The sequence below is a fragment of the Pantoea sp. PA1 genome (genome assembly GCF_056856975.1).
In genome coordinates, this window is sequence record NZ_JBXGEE010000001.1 from 1,693,814 (window position 1) to 1,715,193 (window position 21,380).

The 21,380-nt window shown below is 58.1% G+C and carries 17 protein-coding genes; 5 read left to right on the forward strand and 12 right to left on the reverse strand.

Annotation, left to right across the window (positions count from 1 at the left end; translation table 11 throughout):
* Positions 1–163: 163 nt before the first annotated feature.
* Both katG and AC1V0D_RS08350 read right to left on the reverse strand, forming a co-directional pair.
* The gene (gene katG / locus AC1V0D_RS08345) at positions 164–2,395 is read right to left on the reverse strand and encodes a catalase/peroxidase HPI (RefSeq protein ID WP_111208604.1); all 2,232 of its coding nucleotides are present in this window, start codon (positions 2,393–2,395) and stop codon (positions 164–166) included.
* Positions 2,396–2,808: 413 nt separating this feature from the next.
* Complete coding sequence (locus AC1V0D_RS08350) at positions 2,809–3,831, reverse strand: LLM class flavin-dependent oxidoreductase (RefSeq protein ID WP_482907237.1); 1,023 nt, start codon at positions 3,829–3,831, stop codon at positions 2,809–2,811.
* Between the two features lie 218 nt (positions 3,832–4,049).
* Here AC1V0D_RS08350 and AC1V0D_RS08355 point away from each other — a divergent pair, with 218 nt between their 5' ends.
* The 3 genes from AC1V0D_RS08355 to AC1V0D_RS08365 all read left to right on the forward strand — a co-directional run bounded on the left by AC1V0D_RS08355 (position 4,050) and on the right by AC1V0D_RS08365 (position 7,085).
* Positions 4,050–4,823: a phosphate/phosphite/phosphonate ABC transporter substrate-binding protein gene (locus tag AC1V0D_RS08355; RefSeq protein WP_482907238.1), complete on the forward strand. Its 774-nt coding sequence runs from the start codon at positions 4,050–4,052 to the stop codon at positions 4,821–4,823.
* A 153-nt stretch (positions 4,824–4,976) separates the two neighbouring features.
* On the forward strand, positions 4,977–5,891 hold the full coding sequence (locus tag AC1V0D_RS08360) for a ketopantoate reductase family protein (protein ID WP_482907239.1): 915 nt from the start codon (positions 4,977–4,979) through the stop codon (positions 5,889–5,891).
* A gap of 132 nt (positions 5,892–6,023) precedes the next feature.
* Positions 6,024–7,085 (forward strand): LacI family DNA-binding transcriptional regulator, encoded by a 1,062-nt coding sequence (locus tag AC1V0D_RS08365; RefSeq protein ID WP_482907240.1) that lies wholly within the window; start codon positions 6,024–6,026, stop codon positions 7,083–7,085.
* A gap of 96 nt (positions 7,086–7,181) precedes the next feature.
* Here the strand turns inward: AC1V0D_RS08365 and tmaR are convergent, their stop codons facing one another.
* The 3 genes from tmaR to dacD form a co-directional block, all read right to left on the reverse strand.
* Complete coding sequence (gene tmaR, locus AC1V0D_RS08370; protein ID WP_004571340.1) at positions 7,182–7,508, reverse strand: PTS system regulator TmaR; 327 nt, start codon at positions 7,506–7,508, stop codon at positions 7,182–7,184.
* A gap of 160 nt (positions 7,509–7,668) precedes the next feature.
* Positions 7,669–8,727 (reverse strand): FUSC family protein, encoded by a 1,059-nt coding sequence (locus AC1V0D_RS08375; protein WP_009089353.1) that lies wholly within the window; start codon positions 8,725–8,727, stop codon positions 7,669–7,671.
* 261 nt (positions 8,728–8,988) lie between these two features.
* Positions 8,989–10,152: a serine-type D-Ala-D-Ala carboxypeptidase DacD gene (dacD, locus tag AC1V0D_RS08380; protein ID WP_009089351.1), complete on the reverse strand. Its 1,164-nt coding sequence runs from the start codon at positions 10,150–10,152 to the stop codon at positions 8,989–8,991.
* A 341-nt stretch (positions 10,153–10,493) separates the two neighbouring features.
* Between dacD and sbcB the strand changes: the two genes are divergently transcribed.
* Positions 10,494–11,921 carry an exodeoxyribonuclease I gene (sbcB, locus tag AC1V0D_RS08385; RefSeq protein WP_325973720.1) on the forward strand — a complete coding sequence of 476 codons (1,428 nt, stop codon included), beginning with the start codon at positions 10,494–10,496 and terminating at the stop codon, positions 11,919–11,921.
* A gap of 56 nt (positions 11,922–11,977) precedes the next feature.
* Here sbcB and AC1V0D_RS08390 read toward each other — a convergent pair whose 3' ends face one another.
* The 5 genes from AC1V0D_RS08390 to ltnD form a co-directional block, all read right to left on the reverse strand.
* Entirely contained in the window at positions 11,978–13,333 is a 1,356-nt protein-coding gene (locus AC1V0D_RS08390) for a GntP family transporter (protein WP_009089343.1), read from the reverse strand.
* A gap of 126 nt (positions 13,334–13,459) precedes the next feature.
* Complete coding sequence (locus AC1V0D_RS08395) at positions 13,460–14,245, reverse strand: HPr family phosphocarrier protein (RefSeq protein ID WP_009089342.1); 786 nt, start codon at positions 14,243–14,245, stop codon at positions 13,460–13,462.
* On the reverse strand, positions 14,245–14,889 hold the full coding sequence (gene otnC / locus AC1V0D_RS08400) for a 3-oxo-tetronate 4-phosphate decarboxylase (RefSeq protein WP_009089340.1): 645 nt from the start codon (positions 14,887–14,889) through the stop codon (positions 14,245–14,247). Before otnC ends, AC1V0D_RS08395 begins: the two co-directional genes overlap by 1 nt.
* Positions 14,882–16,144, reverse strand: a complete 1,263-nt coding sequence (gene otnK, locus AC1V0D_RS08405; protein ID WP_482907407.1) for a 3-oxo-tetronate kinase — start codon at positions 16,142–16,144, stop codon at positions 14,882–14,884. Before otnK ends, otnC begins: the two co-directional genes overlap by 8 nt.
* On the reverse strand, positions 16,144–17,049 hold the full coding sequence (gene ltnD, locus AC1V0D_RS08410) for an L-threonate dehydrogenase (protein WP_033736190.1): 906 nt from the start codon (positions 17,047–17,049) through the stop codon (positions 16,144–16,146). Before ltnD ends, otnK begins: the two co-directional genes overlap by 1 nt.
* Before the next feature lie 253 nt (positions 17,050–17,302).
* Between ltnD and ygbI the strand changes: the two genes are divergently transcribed.
* Positions 17,303–18,064: a DNA-binding transcriptional repressor YgbI gene (ygbI, locus tag AC1V0D_RS08415; RefSeq protein ID WP_009089333.1), complete on the forward strand. Its 762-nt coding sequence runs from the start codon at positions 17,303–17,305 to the stop codon at positions 18,062–18,064.
* Positions 18,065–18,114: 50 nt separating this feature from the next.
* On the opposite strand, the gene AC1V0D_RS08420 is transcribed toward ygbI, so the two are convergent.
* Complete coding sequence (locus tag AC1V0D_RS08420) at positions 18,115–19,473, reverse strand: APC family permease (RefSeq protein ID WP_009089331.1); 1,359 nt, start codon at positions 19,471–19,473, stop codon at positions 18,115–18,117.
* Between the two features lie 403 nt (positions 19,474–19,876).
* Positions 19,877–21,292, reverse strand: a complete 1,416-nt coding sequence (locus AC1V0D_RS08425) for a glutamine synthetase family protein (protein ID WP_009089328.1) — start codon at positions 21,290–21,292, stop codon at positions 19,877–19,879.
* Between the last annotated feature and the right edge of the window lie 88 nt (positions 21,293–21,380).

Genomic DNA, 21,380 nt, shown 5'->3' on the forward strand with positions numbered 1-21,380 from the left:
AGCAATAACATTTATGTTTTTTGTTCAACTCTGTTTCATCGCTGGCAGGCTGGTGAAAGATAATGTCCGACAGAAGCTTTGGAATTGCTGTCTCGCAGCTGTTTTCAGACACAAAAAAACCCGCTGACATCAGCGGGTTCAGATTTCACAACATCAACAGCAATCAGAGTTCAAAGCGATCCAGATTCATCACTTTGGTCCAGGCGGCCACAAAGTCTTTGACGAATTTTTCACGGGCGTCGCTGCTGGCGTAAACTTCCGCCGAGGCGCGTAACACCGCGTTGGAGCCGAACACCAGATCGGCGCGGGTCGCGGTGTAGCGGGTTTCACCGCTGACGCGATCGCGTCCGATAAAGGACTCGTTGCTCGCATCGGCAGCCTTCCACTCGGTGCGCATATCCAGCAGATTGACAAAGAAGTCCGTGTTCAGCGAACCCACCTTGTCCGTGAAGATGCCGTGCTGGCTGCCATCGAAATTAGCGCCCAGAGCACGCATCCCGCCCACCAGTACCGTTAACTCCGGCACGGTCAGGGTCAGCTGCTGCGCCTTGTCGATCAGCAGGTTTTCGGTGGTGGTTTTGCCGAAGCCGGTGCCATAGTTACGGAAACCATCGGCACGCGGTTTCAGCAGGTTGAACGACTCAATGTCGGTCTGATCCTGACGCGCATCGACACGTCCTGGCGTAAAGGGCACATCAACGGTCACGCCTGCCGCTTTCGCCGCCTGCTCAACCCCGACAACACCGGCCAGCACAATCACATCCGCCAGCGAAGCCTTGTTCACTTCACGCTGAACCGCTTCCAGCGTCGGCAGCACGCGCGCCGCAACGGCGTTAACGTCCCACTCGCGCTGCGGCAGCAGTGCCAGTCGGGCACCGTTGGCACCACCCCGTTTGTCGCCACCGCGGAAGGTTGACGCCGAGGCCCAGGCAACGGAAACCAGCTCGCTGACGCTGAGACCGGATGCGGCAATCTTCTCTTTCAGCTGCGCAATATCCGCGACGGTCGGATGATAAACCGGTGCAGGCAGCGGATCCTGCCAGATCAGATCTTCCTGTGGTACTTCAGGTCCGATGTAGCGCGCTTTCGGCCCCATATCACGATGCGTCAGCTTAAACCATGCACGGGCAAACGCTTCGTTGAACGCCTGCGGGTCGTTGAGGAAGCGACGCGAAATTTTTTCAAATTCCGGATCAAAACGCAGCGTCAGGTCGGTCACCAGCATGGTCGGCTTGTGTTTTTTCGCCGTGTCAAAGGCATCCGGGATAATTTCCGGCGCATTGACCGCTTCAAACTGGATAGCGCCTGCCGGGCTGCGCGTCTGCACCCACTCATATTTGAACAGGTTCTCGAAGAAATAGTTACTCCACTGGGTAGGCGTCTGCGACCAGATCACTTCCAGGCCAGAGGTAATCGCATCGGCACCTACGCCGCTGCCGTGGCTGTTAACCCAGCCCAGACCCTGCGCTTCAATCGGAGCGGTTTCCGGATCGACACCGACATGGCTGGCCGGAGCGGCACCGTGGGTTTTACCCAGCGTATGGCCACCCGCAATCAGTGCCACGATCTCTTCGTCGTTCATGCCCATGTTGCCAAAGGTGGCACGAATAGCCGGGGCGGCAGAGGCGGGATCGCCACTGTGTTCCGGGCCTTCCGGGTTCACGTAGATCAGACCCATCTCGGTTGCGCCAAGCGGTGACTGCGCCAGCGATTCCGGATGACGGTGTTCCAGCCAGGTCGCTTCTTCGCCCCAGTTCACATCCATATCCGGTTCCCAGACATCTTCACGCCCGGCACCAAAGCCGAAGGTGCGGAAGCCGGAATTTTCCAGCGCGACGTTACCCGCCAGGATGTAGAGGTCGGCCCAGGAGATCTTCTGACCATACTTTTGTTTTACCGGCCACAGCAGGCGGCGGGCTTTATCCAGGCTGACGTTGTCCGGCCAGGAGTTTAACGGAGCGAAACGTTGCTGACCACGACCTGAACCACCACGTCCGTCTACGGAGCGATAGGTTCCGGCGCTGTGCCAGGCCATACGAATAAAGAGACCGATATAGCTGCCCCAGTCAGCGGGCCACCAGGCCTGTGACTCCGTGAGCAACCCTTTGATGTCCGCTTTCAGCGCTGAGTAGTCTAGTTTTGCAAATTCTTTGCGGTAATCGAAGGATTCATCAAGGGGGTTTGAACGGGATGAGTGCTGATTCAGCAGGTCAACGCGCAGCTGATTAGGCCACCAGTCACGGTTCGTTGTTCCGCCGCCCGGCGCCTGATTTGGCTGCGCTGACTTCCCTGCATGAAAGGGGCATTTGCCCGCTGGTGCTTCGCGATCAGCTTCACGGTCGGCTTCGACGATTGGCTTTGCATCTTTTGCATCTTCATCAATGGAATTGCTCATGGTCACACCTCTTTTTGTATTTTCATCGCTACTCTATAGAGGATTTTCAGGCAGGCACACCTGTCTTATCCTATATGATTGATAGCTTATCCCTTTGAATAAGGTCTTATTTAACAGCTCCCAACGATGGCAAACGGCTGTTATCCGCGTCACCTTCAGCGAAACGACACCGTTCTTCATCAGACTATTCTGACAAAACGCGTTTAACAACCGGCTGATGAAAGAGTTGCTGACCGGTGACGCAATCCGGTGCATAAAGCGCGCGTGCTCGGCTGCCAGAACAGCCTGTAAAAGGCGTGGGAATACAGAGAAAAGAGAACAGGCAGAGCGGAAGAGAAAAGAGGTGGGGCTGACGAGGGGATCGGATCAGGGATAAAACCGCAGCGCCCTCCGCAGGAGAGCGCTGCCGGTCATTAACGCCAGCCCAGCTCCGGGGCGACGTACTTCAGAATCGCTTCAATCACATGGGCGTTATAAGCCACACCCAGCTGATTTGGCACGGTAAGCAGCAGCGTATCGGCTTCAGCAATCGCCTCATCCTGCGCCAGTTGCTTAATCAATACCTCTGGCTCAGCGGCATAGCTGCGGCCAAAGATGGCGCGGGTTTTCTCATCGAGAAAACCGACAGAGTCACGGTCGTTGCCACTGCGGCCAAAGTAGGCGCGGTCCATGTCGTTGACCAGCGCAAAGATGCTGCGGCTGACAGAGACACGAGGGGTATGCTGATGCCCCGCCGCTTTCCAGGCTTCACGGTAGGCGCGGATCTGCTTCGCCTGCTGAATGTGGAACGGCTCGCCCGTTTCATCATCTTTCAGCGTCGAACTCTGCAGGTTCATACCCATTTTCGCCGCCCACTCCGCCGTTGCGTTGGAGCCGGAGCCCCACCAGATACGGTCGCGTAACCCTTCAGACAGCGGCTCCGGGCGCAGCAGACCTGGCGGGTTCGGGAACATCGGCTGAGGGTTCGGCTTAGCAAAGCCTTCCCCGCGCAGCACCTCCAGAAACTCCTCGGTGTGACGACGGCCCATATCGGCATCGCTTTCCCCTCGTTTAGGTTCAAAACCAAAGTAGCGCCAGCCATCAATGACCTGCTCCGGTGAGCCGCGGCTCAGACCGAGCTGCAGACGACCGTTGGAGATCAGATCGGCTGCGCTGGCATCTTCCACCATATAGAGCGGGTTTTCGTAACGCATGTCGATTACGCCAGTGCCGATCTCAATCCGGCTGGTGCGTGCCGCGACCGCCGCCAGCAGCGGAAACGGTGAGCTGAGCTGACGGGCAAAGTGGTGGACACGGAAGTAAGCGCCATCGGCACCCAGCTCTTCCGCGGCAACCGCTAAGTCGATCGACTGCAGTAACACATCCTGCGCCGTGCGGGTGGCAGACTGTGAAGAGGGGGTCCAGTGACCAAAAGATAAGAAGCCGATATTTTTCATCTGTCATTCTCCTGACGGGGTAAACGCCCGTGGATGTAAGGCAATTTCTGATAGGCAAAGGTTACGCCCTCCGCGCTGCAACTGATAGTCAATATCTTTCAGCGCTATATTCAGGAATTTCGACATAGCCAGGCTGATTATCTGCTTTGCTTATTTATCCCCTGATGCAGCCCGATCTTCGCGCGGGGGGCTACCCTATCCTGACCGGGAGAAACCTGATGACTAACCGGCTCGCGCTGCCCATGTATGCGATTCACCCGCCCGCCACCCGGGCGCTGATGCAGGCCATTAAGACGCTGCTGGCGCGGCGTGGCATAGAAGCGCAGCCGGTCTGGCCTGACGACCTGCAGGCACACTGGCAGGATGCGCATCTGCTGCTGAGTCAGACCTGTGGCTATCCACTGGTCACCCGGCTTACCGCGGTCCAGCCTGTCGGCACCTTTCACTATCGGGCGCCCGGCTGCAGCGGTCGCGACTATCGCAGCTGGCTGGTGGCGCGGGATAAACAGGCGACGCTGGCCGATTTCACTGACCAGCGGGCGGTGGCGAACAGCCTGGACTCTCACTCCGGCTATAACGCACTGCGGTTTGTCGCGGCGCGTCAGGGCGTCACCTTTTCTCAGCTCATCCTGAGCGGCGGGCATCGCCGGTCGCTGGCTGCGTTGCAGCAAGGCCATGCCGATATTGCTGCGATCGACTGCGTCAGCTGGACGCTGCTGGCGCGTTATAAACCGGAAGCACTGGAGGGCCTGCATATTATCGGTGAAACACCCCTGGCACCCGGACTGCCGCTGATCACGGCAGCGTCAACCTCCTCCATCCGGCTGGCACATCTCCGGCTGGCGCTGTACCAGCTGGTGCAGGAGACGGCCTGGCGTGACGTCTGCGACGACAATCTGATCGGCGGATTCAGCCCGGCAGAGCGGGACGATTATCAGATTGTGCTGGACTGGGAGCACGACGCGGCTGCGCAGGGCCTCCCCCGGCTTTAACGTGTTACGCCCTTCCGGCCCGCCGCTCCGTCAGCGGAAGCCCTGCTCTGCCCGTCGGTGACGACCCGCATCGATCCTTTTCTGCTGACGTCAGCACTGGTAAGCCCGCTCACACCGCTTTAAGGTAGAGGTTTTCAGCAACGGGAGATGCAGATGCGCATTCTGATGGCAGGAGCCGGCGCGACCGGCGGATATTTTGGTGCCCGACTGGCTCAGGCGGGTCAGGACGTCACGTTTCTGGTGCGCGAACGCCGTTTTCAGCAGCTACAGATGAATGGACTGGTGTTACAGACGCCGCAGGGAACGGAAAAGCTGGAGCCGCAGCTGATCCAGGCCCGCTCGCTGAGCGACCACTATGACCTGATCATAATTACCGTAAAGAGTTTTGCGCTTGAACAGCTCATGGAGGATATCGCGCCTGCGGTCGGCCCTGACACGCTGATCATGCCGATTCTCAACGGGATGCGACACATCGCGACGCTGCAGCAGCGTTTCGGTGACAATAAGGTGATAGGCGGCCTGTGCAAAATCAACGCCACGCTGGGTGAGAGCGGTGAAGTGATCCAGATGACACCGCTGCATCAGCTTTACTACGGTGCGCTGGATGGCAATAACGATGCGCGCCTGCAGCGGGTTGACGCCGCCCTGCGCACCAGTCAGGTCGATAACCGCTTCAGCGATAACATTATGGATGAGCTGTGGGAGAAGTGGCTGCTGCTGAGTACGCTCGGGGCGGTCTGCTGCCTGGCGCGTGGCGATACGCAGCAGATACTGACCACCCGCGGGGGCGAAGCGCTGCTGCAGGGGATCTTCAGCGAGATTCTGGCGGTGATTTCCGCCGAAGGGTATCAGCCGCGTCCGGCCGTCACCGCCCGCATTTTTGAACTGCTGAATAACCCGGAGACCCCGATGACCTCCTCGATGTATCGTGACCTGACTCAGGGATTTGATATCGAAGCCGATCAGGTGATCGGTGACCTGCTGCTGCGGGCAAAACGAAAAGGTCTGATAACTCCGCTGCTTAACGCGGTCGATGTGAATCTGCAGGTCTATCTGCAGCAGCGCTAAGCCGGATAGCGATAATCCGTTCTGACCGGGGCCGCATGGGTCCCGGCTGGCAAAAGAGTGAATGTGTAATGAGCAGCAGCAGTGTGGCAGGAAATTTTGTTACACTCGGCGCTTCATCTTTTGGAGAGTGCAATGACTTCCCGCTCCGTGACCCTTGATGATGTCGCGCAACTGGCCGGCGTCTCATACCAAACCGTTTCACGTGTTTTAAACCGTTCTGAACAGGTGTCAGCCCGCACGCGGGAAAGGGTTGAGGCGGCGATGCAGCAGCTCAATTATGTGCCTAATCGCGTGGCACAGCAGCTGGCAGGCAAGGCGACGCGCACGCTGGGTCTGGCTACCAGCGACCTGGCGCTGATGGCACCGGCTCAGATCGCCTCGGCGATCCAGCAACGGGCCGCCGCCGCGGGGTATCATCTGGTGATTGCAATGGAGAGCGGTCATGATGCGGCCGCTACCGTGAATGAACTGCTGGCGCAGCGGGTCGACGGACTGCTGATCAACCTGCCACTGGCGGCAGATGAGGCGCAGCAGATTCAGCTGTTGTGTGGCAGTAAGCCGGTGCTGTTTCTGGATGTCGAACCGCGTGCCGCGGTGGCGCAGTGTCAGTATCCGAACGCCTCCGGCGCGCGCGCCGCGGTTGAACATCTGGTGGCGCTGGGTCATCGCCGGATTGGCCTGCTCAACGGGCCACTGCGGTCGGTCTCGGCGCGTCAGCGTGAAGCGGCCTGGCTTCAGGCGCTGGCTGACCATCAGCTTACCCCGCACTGCTCTCTGCGCGGCGACTGGAGCGCGCAGTCGGGCTATCAGGCGCTGATGTCGCAGCTGCCGGACGCCCTGCCCCAGGCACTGCTGGTGGCGAACGATCAGATGGCGCTGGGTGCCATGCGGGCGCTGCATCAGTATGGCGTAACGATTCCGGGCGAGATCTCAGTGATTGGTTATGATGACACCGCGGAAAGTGCCTGGTATCAGCCGCCGCTGACTACGGTGCGCCAGGATTTGCATTATCTGGGCGCGCAGAGCGTTGAGCGGATGCTGGCCCGTCTGCGCGGCGAAGAGGTTTCTGACGCTGCGCTGGAAACCACGCTGGTTATCCGGGAAACCACCGCCCCGGCAGCCGATAACTCGCTCGATTTAGCTGCGCTGTCCCAACAGCTTCAGGCGATCGCCCGTCGGCTGTCCGGCCAGTAGCACCAGGCTTTCCCGCTGCCATAAAAAAACCCGCGCCACCGGGGTGGATGCGGGTCATCTTCAGTAACCGGAGCCGCTGCGCTCCGTTATCGGCTATCAGGCTTTAGGATGTTCACCCACGCCCATAGCTTTGATCTTTTTCGACAGCTCGCGACGCTCTTTTGAGAGGTCGGCGTTTTTGATGATGTACTCATCCACGCGATCTTCATAATCCACGCGCATGCTGGCAATGATCTCCTGAATAGCCTCAACGCTCATGCCCGGCTTGATGTATTCGCTCAGGTTGTCGAGCAGCAGAACGCGCTTCTGGTTGTCACGAATTTTCTTCTCGTTGTCGACAATTTCACGCTGCAGTTTGTTTTTGCGGCGGAACATACGCACGAACTCCAGTACGTCCTGAAATGACTGCTTGGCATTTTCCATGATGGCACCTTTCTTTAAGCCTGCTGACGCAGGGAGAGAGTCAAAACGATCAGCTTAGCGGCTAGCCCGCCAGGTAAGCAATTTTCACAGCTAAATTCAGACTGGCTCTTATCTTAGCGCAAAGAAACCCCGTTTCACATTAAGTCATTGTCTGAGGTGATTATTTGCGCAGCGCCATCCGCATCAGATCGGTCATCCGCTCCAGCTGTTTCGCCAGTTCCAGCGTCAGCCAGACGTAGCCGTAGATCGGCGTCTCCTCCAGCGCGTCGCTACCCGCCTCCGCAATCAGGCGCCGCAGTTCATCACTGATTTCGGTGAGTTCGTGACTGTTGGCGACCACCTCTTCCGTTTCCCCCTCGATTGCCATGACGGACAGCGCGCGCAGCGTGTTCTCGGTCATCTGCTGGGTGCGGCGTAAGGCGGGTGCGTTGAGCATAATCAGGTGGCTTTCACGCGACGCCCACCAGGCATTAATCTGCATCTCAATGGTGTAAACCATATTACGGTTAATGGTCTGAATGGCTTCCAGCACCGACTTCGGGATGCGCGTCTCTTTGCTGGACGGCTCCAGCAGCGCCCGCATTTTGATGACGCTGCTCAGCAATTTGCCCAGCGGCTTGTTAAGGCGCGGCTTTTCGACCAGATTGGGTGAGAAACCGGCGTGGTAAATTTTTGCCATCTCCGCCAGCGTGTCAGAGAGCTGGATGCGCCAGTGGGTATAGGCGCGCTGCGCCCAGATAGCGGTGAACAGCAGCGCCATCAGCGACCCCAGGATCACATCCCCGCCGCGCCACAGCGCCATCGTGAAGTCACCGGTCGGTGCACCGACGACGACGCTGAGCGTAATCCCGATCAGCAACGCCATATAAGGGTGCTTGCCCAGCGTCAGGAAGCCACTGATGAACATGATCATGCCGCACCAGGCCAGCATCATCGGCATGGAGATCAGCTCCAGCTTCAGCGCAATCAGACCGGAAATCGAGCCGGCTACGGTGCCGCTGATGCGCTGCAGGGCGCGTGGGAAGACGTTTCCCCACGTAGAGATGGGCCCCATCACCACCACCAGCGTGATCAGGGGCCAGGTGCCTTCAGGGATATGAGTGGCCCGGACAAAGATAAAGCAGAGCAAAAAGGCGATGGCAATGCGCACGCCATGAACGGCGCGATAGTGACGGTAAAACCAGAATTCCAGTTTTGAAATGGGTTTATCAGAACGCAAAGTGACTTTCCGGTTGCGGGATTATGTTGCCGCTATCTTAACCCCGAACGGGGTTCAGGCTTAGCCTGCGCCCGCTATTTCCAGACCATTTTGACGTTATCTTACAAATATCAACATCCGGCTCACATTGCCGCCCGTAAATTAAAAACAATTTATTACTGCTCGTTAACCTTGACGGACGCCGGATCAGACGGGAAGCTGCTCCCCTGTAAAAACGGGCAGCTCAGAGGCTGCCCGTTTCAGTGGTGACCCATTGACCGATCAGAACTTCTGTTTGAGATAGTCGGTCAGTCGGGTAATGACACCGGCGGGTTCAACCGCACTCAGCGCCACCAGCGGATAATGGGCGATCTCCTGATCTTTATCCATCACCTGAATTTCACCGATCACCTCATTGGCTTTCAGCGGCGCCTCCAGATCTTTGCGGTCGATGACATATTTCGCTTTCACGTTCTGGACTTCACTGCGCGGCAGCGACAGATAGATATCCTCTGCAGTGCCGACCTCGACCTGATGCGGATTGCCGTACCAGACGTTTTCGCTGCCAATCTTCTTACCGGCGTGGAACAGCTGAACGGTATCGAAGGTGTTCTGGCCCCAGACCAGCAGTTTACGCGCCTGCTCTTCACGCCCTTTCGCGCTTTTCCCGCCCATCACGACAGCAATCAGGCGATGCTTACCCACCACGTTGGAGGCGATGATGTTAAACCCGGCCGTTTCGGTGTGGCCGGTTTTCAGCCCGTCAACATGCAGGTTATTGTCCCACAGCAGACCATTACGGTTGTTCTGGGTGATGCCATTCCAGGTCAGGGTCTTCTCACTGTACATCGCGTAGAAGTCAGGCTCACCGTCAATAATCGCGCGGGAGAGTTTCGCCATATCCAGTGCGCTGGAGTACTGACCCGGCGCATCCAGACCGTGAACCGTTTCAAAATGGGTATTCTGCAGGCCGAGTTTCTCAACGTAGTGATTCATCATACCAACGAAATTTGCTTCGCTGCCTGCGACATAGTCGGCCAGGGCCACGCAGGCGTCATTCCCGGAATCAATGATGACCCCGCGGCTTAAATCCCGGACGCTCAGCTTATCGCCGGGCTTCAGGAACATCAGCGAGGAGCCTTTGAACACCGGATTTCCCGCCGCCCACGCATCTTTTCCCACCGTAACCATGTCGTCACGGCTGATTTTCTTCTGGTCAATGGCGCGGTCGACCACATAGCCGGTCATCAGTTTGGTCAGGCTGGCGGGATTGCGGCGCTCATCGGGATTACCGGCAGTCAGAACCTGCCCGGTCATGGCATCCATCAGCACCCAGGAAGCGGCATCAATTGCCGGCGGCGTCACAGGAAACGGGATCGCATCGGCCTGTGCCAGCGAGGCCCAAAAAACAGTAGCGGTAACAGTGAACAGCAGACGCCTTTTCAACACTTCATCCTTAATTACACGGGAGAGAAAATTTCTAAAACGAAACGGAAACAGCCGCACGTTTTACGGCAAAAGCGTTGTGAAGGTTTGAATAAATTGAAAAAAAGTATGAACTGGGGTGCCTCTGCCTTATTCGGGACAGCCCTTAACTTCTGACGCGTGACAATATGGTTTACCATATAGACAGGCCCGGAACCGCTATAGCGGTTCGGTCACGCTGAATCATTAAGGCGTGTAACAGACAACGATCTTCACTCACCCTGCTGCGTGCAGAGGCGCAGAGAGCAGGTTTATCGCTTTCTGTTTTTTCACCCAGTGAACGCAATGAACGGATATGAAATTTGAAAAACGACCCCGGACAACCTACCTTCCTCTTTCACGATTACGAGACCTTCGGCACCAGCCCGTCGCGCGACCGGCCTGCTCAGTTTGCCGGGCTGCGCACTGACAGTGACTTTAATCCGGTGGGTGAACCCGAAGTCTTCTACTGCCGTCTGCCTGATGACTATCTGCCGCAGCCCGAAGCGGTGATGATTACCGGTATCACGCCTCAGGTGGCGATGACGCGCGGCGTGAATGAAGCGGAGTTTGCTGAACGTATCCATTCCCTGTTTACCACGGAACAAACCTGTGTGGTGGGCTACAACAACGTGCGCTTCGACGATGAAGTCACACGCAATATCTTCTATCGCAACTTCTACGATCCCTATGGCTGGAGCTGGCAGAATGGCAATTCCCGCTGGGACCTGCTCGACGTGATGCGTGCCTGCTATGCGCTGCGGCCGGATGGCATCAACTGGCCGGAGAATGAGGAAGGCTTTCCCAGCTTCCGGCTGGAGCATCTGACCAAAGCCAACGGTGTGGCGCATGAAAATGCGCATGATGCGATGTCCGATGTGTACGCCACGCTGGCGATGGCGAAGCTGGTGAAAGAGAAGCAGCCAAAGCTGTTTGAGTTTTTGTTCACCCATCGTAACAAGAACAAGCTGATGACGCTGATCGACATCCCGCAGATGAAGCCGCTGGTGCATGTCTCAGGTATGTTCGGTGCCGCGCGCGGGAATACCAGCTGGATTGTGCCGCTGGCCTGGCATCCCGATAACCGGAATGCGCTGATCGTGGTGGATCTGGCGGGTGATATGTCGCCGCTGCTGGAACTGGATGCCGGAGCACTGCGTGAACGCCTCTATACGCCGAAAAACGATCTCGGCGATCTGCCGGCCGTGCCGGTTAAACTGGTGCATATCAATAAGTGTCCGGTTCTGGCCCCGGCCAGCACGCTGCGCCCGGAAGATGCTGCCCGGCTGGGCATCGATCGTCAGCACTGTCTGGCGAATCTGGCCCTGCTGCGCCAGCAGCCCGACGTGCGGGAGAAACTGGTGACGCTGTTTGCCGAAGCCGAGCCGTTTACGCCATCAGACGACGTAGACACGCAACTCTATGATGGCTTCTTCAGTGATGCGGATCGCGCGGGGATGAACATCATCCGCCAGACCGCCCCGGCGAATCTGCCTGCGCTGGACCTGACCTTTGAGAGTGCGCGGGTGGCGAAACTGCTGTTCCGCTACCGGGCGCGTAACTTCCCCGGCACGCTGGATGATGCCGAGCAGCAGCGCTGGCTGCAGCATCGGCGTGAAGTGCTTAACAGCGATCGGGTGCAGGCGTTTATGCAGGAGCTGGAGTCGCTCGCCAGTCTGCATGAAGCCGATGCGGAAAAACTCGGACAGCTGAAAGCGCTCTATCTCTACGCGCAGGAGCTGGTCTCCTGAATCCTGAATGCCGCCCGGCATCCTCTGCCGGGTCTGGCACCGGGCTGTGTCGTGGATTACAGCAGCGTCCACGCCAGCCAGGTCAGGGCAAAACCGCTCAGCCCCATTAAGGTGGTCAGTACCGTCCAGGTGCGCAGACCGTCAGCCACTGACAGCCCGAGATAGCGCGTCACCACCCAGAAACCTGCGTCATTGACATGTGACAGTCCCAGCCCGCCAAAGCAGGCCGCCAGCGTCACCAGTACCCGCTGCATGTCCGTTACGCCGGTCACCGCCTGCGTCAGCAATCCGCTGGTTGTCAGGATCGCCACGGTGGCGGAGCCCTGTGACGCACGCAGCGCCAGCGACAGGATGAACGCCGCAGGCACCAGCGGCAGATGCAGCGTTTCAAGCGTGACCGCCAGCGCTTTGCCGACGCCCGACTCCACCAGCACTTTGCCGAAAGCGCCACCGGCACCCGCCACCAGTATCACACTGGCAGACGTGGGGATCGCCCGGCCGGTCAGGTCTTCCAGCTTATCTTTGCTCCAGCCACGTCGTACCCCCAGCAGCCAGGCCGCCAGCCCCAGGGCAATCAGCAGAGCAATGGGTGGGGTACCGATTACGGTCATCACGCTCCGCAGCAGATTGCCCTCATCCATCAGGGTGTGGGACAGCGTGCCCAGCACAATCAGGACAATCGGCACCACAATCAGCCCGCTGATGGTCAGCGCGCCAGGCGGTGCGGGCTCATTCTTCTTTTCCTGTCCCTCGGGTTTTGCCATCTGCAGCTGTTCGAGCACGTCCACTGAAAGATGATAGTGGCGACGGTTCATCACCTTCGCCACGTAGTAGCCGATGATCCCGACCGGAATCGAAATGGCGATACCCAGCATCATCAGCCAGCCCATGTCGGTGTGCAGGATCCCCGCGGCGGCGGCGGCACCGGGATGGGTCGGCAGCGCCACGTGCACCGTCAGCATCACGCCCGCCATCGGCAGGCCAAACTTCAGGGGTGAGACCCGCGCCACTTTGGTAAATCCATAGATCAGCGGGATAACAATGATGAAGCCTACTTCAAAAAAGACCGGGATTCCGAGGATAAAAGCCGCCATGGTCAGGGCCGCCACGGTCCGTTTTAACCCCAGCGTCTTACTGAAACGCTGCGCCAGCGACTCGGCGCCCCCCGAGGCTTCTATGATCGCGCCGAGCATGGCACCGAGAACGATAATAATGGTGATGTGACCGAGCAGCCCCCCCATACCGGTAACAATCGTCTCCATGATTTTTTCGGCCGGGATGCCCGTGGCGATCGCCACCAGCAGACTGACAATTAACAGGGCGACAAACGGATGGACTTTAGCTTTGATCACCAGCAGCAGCAGGATCACAATGCTGGCGGTCGCTATGGCTAACAGCAGTGCGGTGGACATAGTAAGCCTCAGAAAGTGTTATATTTTTTAGGTTATCGGGGTACAGGAAGAGCAGGTGCAGGGCCGGAAAAAGGGCAAGCCGCTCCCTGCCGGTGCCGGAACACCGGTTTTTTACAGCGCGTTAAATCAGGCTTTTATCTTCCAGGGCGAAAACCAGCCCAGCCCCTCGTTAGTGCGACCGCGCGGGATATACTCGCAGCCCACCCAGCCGCTATAGCCGACTTCATCCAGCAGCGAGAAGAGATACGGATAATAGATTTCACCCTCATCCGGCTCATGACGGTCCGGTGCTGAGGCGATCTGCACGTGGGCATAGCGCCCGGCATAGTGACGAATCAGGTGCGTGAGATTGCCATCCACACGTTGTGCGTGGAAAAGGTCGAGCTGAGTAAAGACGTTAGGGCGATCGATCTGTTCTGCCATCTCCAGCGTCTGATACTGGCTGGCGTAGAGATACCCCGGTTTGGTGGTCGGATTCAGGGCTTCAATCAGCAGGTTGATGCCGTGTGGCGCGAAGCGCTCCGCGGCATAACGCATGTTGTGAATGAAGGTGTCGGCATAGCGCTGACGGTCAGCCCCCGGCGGCACGGTGGCCGCCATGACATGCACCTGCGGGCAGTTCAGCGCCAGCGCATAGCTCAGGGCGCGATCGATGTCTGCTCTGGCATCCGCTTCCCGGCCAGGAATAGCGATGACGCCCCACTCTCCCGCTGCGACGTTGCCGGGAGCAGTATTGAAGAGCACGAGCTGTAGCTGATGCTCATCCAGCCACGTTTTGATCTGGCTGGCGGGATAGTCATAGGGAAACATAAACTCTACGGCGCGGAAGCCCGCATCAGCCGCCGCCGCGAAGCGCTCCGCGAACGGCAGTTCCGTAAACAGGGTGGTCAGGTTAGCAGCAAACTTTGGCATTATCGGCTCCTTAATTCCGCCACTTCGGCAGCATTGAGATAACGAATGGGCCGGTCACCCAGCGTAAAGATTAACCGGGCCGTCTCTTCCAGTTCTTCCGTGTTATCGGCGGCTTCCTGCAGTGATTTTCCCACCACCACCGGGCCATGATTCGCCAGCAAAAAGGCGCGATAGCGGGGGGCCAGCCGCGCCAGATCCTCCGCCAGTCGCCCATCGCCGGGCTTATAGTAGGGCACGACCGGCACATCCCCGACACGCATCACCACATAGGGGGTGAACGGCCGGATACAGTTGTCCGTGTCCAGCCCCTGCAGACAGGAGAGCGCCGTCAGGTAGTGGCTGTGCAGATGCACCACCGCCCGGCAGTCGGGATTATTCAGGTAGAGCGCGCGGTGGAAAGCGATCTCTTTGGAGGGTTTGTCGCCAGAGAGCCACTCTCCCTCCGGCGTCACTTTTGCCAGCCGATCAGCCTGTAACTCGCCGAGGCAGGAGCCGGTCGGCGTCGCCAGCAGATTACCGTCTTCAAGCAGCAGGGAGAGGTTGCCCGCCGAACCGGTGGCATAGCCGCGCTGAAAAAATGAGGCCCCCAGCCGCACCATCTCATCACGCGCCTGCTGCTCAGTTAAAGAGAAAGATTCAGTCATAGGTAAACTCCGTTTGCGCGCGGCGGAAAAAGTCTTCGTCGCCAAAATTCCCCGACTTCAGTGCCAGAGAGAGCGGCTGGTGGATATCACGCACCCAGGGTACGCCCGGCGAAATTGTCGGGCCGATGTGAAAGGCGGTCACGCCCAGCGTCTGCGCCACCACACCGGAGGTTTCTCCCCCGGCCACAATAAAGCGCTGCCAGCCGCGCCGTTTCAGCTCCCGCGTCACGGCGGCAAACAGCTGCTCAACGGCCTCACTGCTGCGCTGCGCACCATAGCGCTGCTGGATCGCCTGCAGCTGCTGTGCGTCGGTGGTGGCATAAAGCAGCGGAGCCAGAGAGTGCTGGCTATTGGCTTCCGTCCAGTCACAGAGCTGGCGGGCATAGTCATCTGAATTCTGCATGCAGGGTTCGACCTGCACTTCGCAGGCCGGTGCCTGCTGGCGATAGAGGCTGACCTGCCGGCAGGTCATCTGCGAACAGGAGCCGGACAACACCACGGCGCGCCCACCCTGCGGACGCCCTGCCTGCTCTGCCTGAGCATCCGCCCCGGCTCTCGCCCACTGCCGCGCCAGACCGATAGCCAGCCCGGAACCGCCGGTCACCAGCCGCAGATCGCTGAGGGCCGCGCCCAGCGTCAGCAGATGCTGGTGATGCAGCGTGTCGATCACCACGTAGCTGACGCCCTGCTCTGCCAGCTGATGCATCGCCTGCCGGACGGAGTCGGCGCCCTGGTCGACCTGTGCCGCCGCGATCAGTCCGGCTTTGCCCGTCGTCTGTGATGCCATCAGACGCAGCAGGTTGCTCTCGCGCATGGGCGTAACCGGATGATGACGCATCCCCGACTCCGACAGCAGCTGGTCACCAACAAACAGATGGCCCTGATAGACCGTGCGGCCATTGACCGGCAGAGCCGGACAGATAACGGTCTGCGTCTCACCCAGCGCCTTCATCAGGGCATCGGTCACCGGACCAATATTGCCCTGGGCGGTGCTGTCGAAGGTGGAGCAATATTTAAAATAGAAGCGCTGGCAGCCCTGCTGCTGTAACCATGCCAGCGCAGCCAGCGACTGAGCAACCGCCTGCTCTGCCGGACAGGAGCGACTCTTCAGGCTGATCACCATCGCCTGGGCATCGGTGGCGATTTCACCGCCGGGAATGCCGTTGAACTGAATGGTGCTCAGCCCGTTCTGCACCAGAAAGCTGGCGATGTCGGTGGCACCGGTAAAATCATCTGCGATTACACCAAGACGCATCATCCCTCCTCCTTCGCCTGCGGCAGCGTTATGCCGCTGAAGATCTTGATCACGGCGCTGTCATCCTCACGACCATAACCGGCGTTGCTGGCTTCGGTGAACATAGTAAGCGCGGTGGAGGCCAGCGGCAGCGGAAAATGCAGTGCTTTGGCGGTGTCGGCCACCAGGTTAAGATCTTTCACAAAGATATCGACAGCCGATTTCGGGCTGTAGTCACCGTCTACCACATGCTTCATACGGTTCTCGAACATCCATGAATTACCCGCAGCGTTGGTGACCACTTCATACATCGTTTCCAGCGGAATACCGGCTCGTGCCGCCAGCGCCATCGCTTCTGCCCCCACCGCGATGTGAACGCCCGCCAGCAGCTGATGGATAATTTTGACGGTGGAGCCCGCCCCGATCTCACTGCCCACGCGATAGACTTTGGCCGCGACCGCATCCAGTACCGGTTGCAGCTGGCTAAACGCCGCCTCACTGCCGGACGCCATGACCGTCATCTCACCGCTGGCCGCTTTGGCAGCCCCGCCGGAGACCGGTGCATCGAGCATCAGCAGCTGATGCTGCGCCAGCTGCTGCTCAATCTGCTGCGCGTCGCTGGCTGACAGCGTGGATGAGACCATCACCACGGTCCCCGGACGCAGCTTTGCCGCCAGGCCATTTTCACCAAACAGAACCGCGTTCACCTGCTGTGCATTGACCACCAGCAGCAAAACAGCATCGAGCTGGTCAGCAAAGGCAGATGCCGAGGGCTGCGCATCGCGCGCACCTGCCCGTCGCAACGTCTCAAGTGCGGCCGGATTTAAATCGACGCCCCAGGTGTTGAGACCGGCGCGCAGGCAGGATTGTGCAGCCCCCATGCCCATGGATCCTAACCCGATAACACAGATGTTCTTCGCTGGCACGTTACGCCCCCTGTTAAATTAAGTGATTATTTGTTTGTTACTGTTAATCGTGCCAGCATCCGGCGGCTGAAAATGTGTCACGTCTCACAAAAAACATCACAGCTTCGTCAGAGAACAATTTTTAACACGGTCGGGCTTCCCTTTTATGTCTGGGAATCTGAACATACTCTCAGCCCTGACCCTGTGATTATCTGTTCTGATAAACCATGAAATACACTACAATGTGAAAAAATGGTAAATAGCAGGAGCAGGTATGATTCCGGTTGAACGTCATCAACAGATCCTTGCCTTGGTGGCCGATCGTGGTGTGGTGAGCATCGCCGAGCTGACGGAGCGGCTGGGAGTCTCACACATGACGATACGTCGTGATGTGCAGAAACTGGAGGAACAGGGTGCGGTGCTGTCAGTCTCCGGCGGCGTACGCACTGCCGATCGGCTGGCGGCTGAGCCTTCACATCTCACCAAAAGTACCCTCTTTAACGATGAGAAATATGCGATTGGCCGCACCGCCGCCCGGCACATTCCCCGCAATAGCTGCATCTATCTGGATGCCGGCACCACCATGCTGGCCCTGGCGAGAGAGGTAGTGGATCGTGATGATTTACTGGTGGTGACCAACGATTTCATGGTCGCGAATCTGTTGATGGAGGGCAGTCAGTGCAGAGTGATCCACACCGGCGGAACGGTCTGCCGGGAAAACCGCTCCTGCGTCGGCGAATCGGCAGCAAGAAGCCTGCGTCATCTGGCGATTGATATCGCGTTTATCTCTGCCTCCTGCTGGGGGCCGCGAGGCCTGTTTACGCCCGATGAAGATAAGGTCACCGTGAAGCAGGCGGTCAGCGAGGTGAGCAGTAAGCGCGTGCTGCTCAGTGACAGTTCGAAGTACAGCCGGATAGCAACGTTTCTGGCGTTGCCGCTGGAGAGGTTTGATCAGATCATTACCGACAAAAAGTTGAGTGAAGCGGCGCTGGAACAGTTAAAGGCGGGGAGCTGGGAGCTGGTACTGGCAGGTTAGGTTATTGCCGCCTTCCCGGAAGAGCCGGAAAGGCGGCAACGTCTTCGCGATTAAATCTCTTCGCTGAACTGCGGCACCGGATTACGGAAGCTGCGGGTCACGAAGGCCAGGTAGATAATCCCGATGGCGGCCCAGATCAGGCCCAGCACCATAGAACTCTCTTCCAGGTTCACCCACAGCGCACCGACCGTCAGCGCACCGAGCAGCGGCAGCAGCAGATACTGAACGTGATCTTTCAGCGTGCGGTTACGCTTCTCACGGATCCAGAACTGCGCGATCACCGACAGGTTCACAAAGGTAAACGCCACCAGCGCACCGAAGTTGATCAGCGCCGTCGCCGTGACCAGGTCGAAGTTAATCGCCATCAGCGCAATCGCGCCCACCAGCAGCACGTTGAGCGACGGGGTACGCCATTTTGGATGGATGTAACCGAAGAAACGCTCCGGGAACACGCCATCACGACCCATGACATACATCAGGCGCGAAACGCCCGCATGCGCCGCCATACCGGATGCCAGCACCGTGACCACCGAGAAGATCAGGATGCCGACCTGCAGCGCTTTACCGGCGACGAACAGCATGATTTCAGGCTGTGACGAGTCCGGGTCCTGGAAACGGCTGATGTCCGGGAAGTAGAGCTGCAGGAAATAGGATGCCGCGATAAAGATCACACCACCGATCAGCGCCGTCAGGAAAATCGCGCGCGGGATGGTGCGTTCTGCATCTTTGGTCTCTTCCGACAGCGAACTGATGCCGTCAAAGCCGAGGAACGAGAAGCAGAGGATCGTCGCACCGGTAATCATCGGCACCACGTGCGCATTCTCAGACCAGAACGGTCTGCTGCTCACCAGAGTGCCCGAACCCACGCCGCTTGCCACACCGTAGATCACCATACCGGTGATACCGAGCATAACAACAACCTGCAGCACCACAATGACGCTGTTGAAGTTGGCGACAGTTTTGATGCCCTTCAGGTTAGAGAGCGTCATGAAACCGACCAGCAGTACCACAAAAATCCACGACGGGATGCCGGGCACCAGCGACTCAAAGTAATTTTTTGCCAGCAGGATGTTGATCATCGGCATGAACAGGTAGTCCAGCAGAGATGACCAGCCAACCATAAAACCGACGTGCGGACTGATTGCCTTCTGAGCGTAGGTATAAGCGGAGCCCGCAGAGGGGAAGCGGCGTACCAGCTTACCGTAGCTCACGGCAGTGAACAGAATCGCAATCAGCGCGAAAGCATAAGCAGTGGCAACGTGACCATCGGTCAGACCAGAAACAATACCAAATGTATCGAACAGGGTCATAGGCTGCATGTAGGCTAAGCCCATCATGACGACCGGAAGTAACGTTAGCGTTTTTTTGAGTTGCGCACGCTGCGGTGCGGCGGAGGTATTAAGCGACATGCTTCAGTCCCCCATGTGCGACAACCTGGCTGGGCTGGGTCACAGGGCAACTGCGCATCAAGCGACAGGGAGTAGGGTTAGCGGTTAACGCGGCGCCGTAATCATCACGAAAACGCGTGCCAGCATTGACTGGCAGTGTGGTAAACATCCCCATCTTTGTAATCCTCAATCTCACGCGTGTGCGTGTTTTCAGTGTTTATCTATCCGGGTGCGTGCCCGGCCTCGGTTAAGTCAGCAAAAATGCTCTGTTAAAACTGAATGCAAAAAAAATAACCGGCGCTTAAAGCGTCGGTTATCGTCTGATTTTGCAGGCCGCGTATTCTGCCCAACCACGGGCAGAAATTCAAGCCGTCGGGGCATCATAAGCAAAAAAAGCAATTCAGATTAGCGATTAACGCCCCGGTCAGGCATTTTTCAGCATCCAGTCAATTTCCGTGGCGGTGATCAGCCGTTCAAACTGCATCAGCTCATGGTGTTTGCAGCTGTGCCAGACGCTGGCAAAGCGTTCGCCGAGTAACTTCTGCAGCGGATAGCTGCTGTCAAATTCATACAGGGCATCGCTCTGCCGGATCGGCAGGGCCAGCCCTTCCGCATGATGCCCGTTGCCGGTCACCGGCTGCGGCAGCGGCAGTTGCGTATCCAGTCCGTGCAGCATACCGGCAAGAATAGCAGAAACCACCAGATAGGGGTTGGCATCCGCCCCCGCCACCCGATACTCAATGCGATGATTGTCGATATCTCCACACGGCACACGCAGCGCGACGGTGCGATTGTTATGGCCCCATGAGGCCTGTAACGGCACATACGCATCCGGCACAAAGCGGCGATAGGCATTCACGTTGGGCGCCAGCAGTGCCATCGACGCCGGCATCAGGTCGATCATGCCAGCCAGCGCCCGCTTCATCAGCGGCGAATCACTGCCGTCGTCACAGGCGAAGGCGTTATGATCGGCGGCATCCAGCATGCTGATGTGCACATGCATCCCGCTGCCCGCATACTCTTCATAGGGCTTAGCCATAAAGGTGGCGGTCATACCGTGGTTCTCCGCCACCTGCCGAATCAGCCGCTTAAGCTGCACCGCATGGTCGCAGGCGCGCAGCACGTCGCGGGTATGATGCAGGTTGATTTCAAACTGTCCGGGCGAGGCTTCAGCCAGTGCGCCATCGGCCGGTATCCCCTGCTGACGCGCCAGATCGTCGATATCACGCAGCACATCCGCAAAGTGATCGAGGTTATCAACCGAATAAACCTGGCTCTGCATGTTGCGTTCATCACTGCCCGGCGCACAGGGCGGCTGGATAAACCCTTCAGCATCGCGCTTTTTGTCAACCAGATAGAACTCCAGCTCTACCGCTACCACCGGAAAAAGGCCTCGGTTGCGCAGCTGTTGCCACAGCCGGTTGAGGACATTTCGGGGTTCAACGTCAAAGGGAGTGCCATCTTGGTTGCACATGGTTAACAGCAGCTGCGCAATGTGTTGAGGATCGGAGGCGGAGGGAACTAAGGTGCCGCTGACCGGCAGGCAGAGATTGTCGGGTTCGCCCAGTGACTGGCCAAGTCCCGCTTCTTCCACCGTATTGCCGAGGATATCCATGGCGAATACCGAGGCGGGGAAATAACACCCTTTTTCCAGCTTGGGCAGCGCGGAGACCGGAATGCGCTTGCCGCGAAACACACCATTTAAATCATTTAACAGGATGTCGACATACTGCGTTTCAGGATGGCGCTCCAGCCAGGTTTTCACCTCAAGCTGGAACGCGCTGGTTCGTTTCTCTTCACTGTGAAGCGTGAAGTCTTCCACTTCTACCAGGTTAGTCATGATCTCACCCGCCCCTATAAGGTTTGCGTAATGCTCAAAATAACGGCCACACCACTAACATAGCGCCAACATAAAAAGTGTGCAAATG

What these genes read in the sequence shown, in the direction of transcription:
- AC1V0D_RS08365 (WP_482907240.1), top strand. Translation starts at nt 6,024, where the DNA reads ATGACTTCCCGCTCCGTGACCCTTGATGATGTCGCGCAACTGGCCGGC.
- AC1V0D_RS08355 (WP_482907238.1), top strand. Translation starts at nt 4,050, where the DNA reads ATGACTAACCGGCTCGCGCTGCCCATGTATGCGATTCACCCGCCCGCC.
- AC1V0D_RS08395 (WP_009089342.1), bottom strand. Translation starts at nt 14,245, where the DNA reads ATGCCAAAGTTTGCTGCTAACCTGACCACCCTGTTTACGGAACTGCCG.
- AC1V0D_RS08420 (WP_009089331.1), bottom strand. Translation starts at nt 19,473, where the DNA reads ATGTCGCTTAATACCTCCGCCGCACCGCAGCGTGCGCAACTCAAAAAA.
- tmaR (WP_004571340.1), bottom strand. Translation starts at nt 7,508, where the DNA reads ATGGAAAATGCCAAGCAGTCATTTCAGGACGTACTGGAGTTCGTGCGT.
- AC1V0D_RS08360 (WP_482907239.1), top strand. Translation starts at nt 4,977, where the DNA reads ATGCGCATTCTGATGGCAGGAGCCGGCGCGACCGGCGGATATTTTGGT.
- otnK (WP_482907407.1), bottom strand. Translation starts at nt 16,144, where the DNA reads ATGCGTCTTGGTGTAATCGCAGATGATTTTACCGGTGCCACCGACATC.
- AC1V0D_RS08425 (WP_009089328.1), bottom strand. Translation starts at nt 21,292, where the DNA reads ATGACTAACCTGGTAGAAGTGGAAGACTTCACGCTTCACAGTGAAGAG.
- AC1V0D_RS08350 (WP_482907237.1), bottom strand. Translation starts at nt 3,831, where the DNA reads ATGAAAAATATCGGCTTCTTATCTTTTGGTCACTGGACCCCCTCTTCA.
- otnC (WP_009089340.1), bottom strand. Translation starts at nt 14,889, where the DNA reads ATGACTGAATCTTTCTCTTTAACTGAGCAGCAGGCGCGTGATGAGATG.
- ygbI (WP_009089333.1), top strand. Translation starts at nt 17,303, where the DNA reads ATGATTCCGGTTGAACGTCATCAACAGATCCTTGCCTTGGTGGCCGAT.
- katG (WP_111208604.1), bottom strand. Translation starts at nt 2,395, where the DNA reads ATGAGCAATTCCATTGATGAAGATGCAAAAGATGCAAAGCCAATCGTC.
- AC1V0D_RS08390 (WP_009089343.1), bottom strand. Translation starts at nt 13,333, where the DNA reads ATGTCCACCGCACTGCTGTTAGCCATAGCGACCGCCAGCATTGTGATC.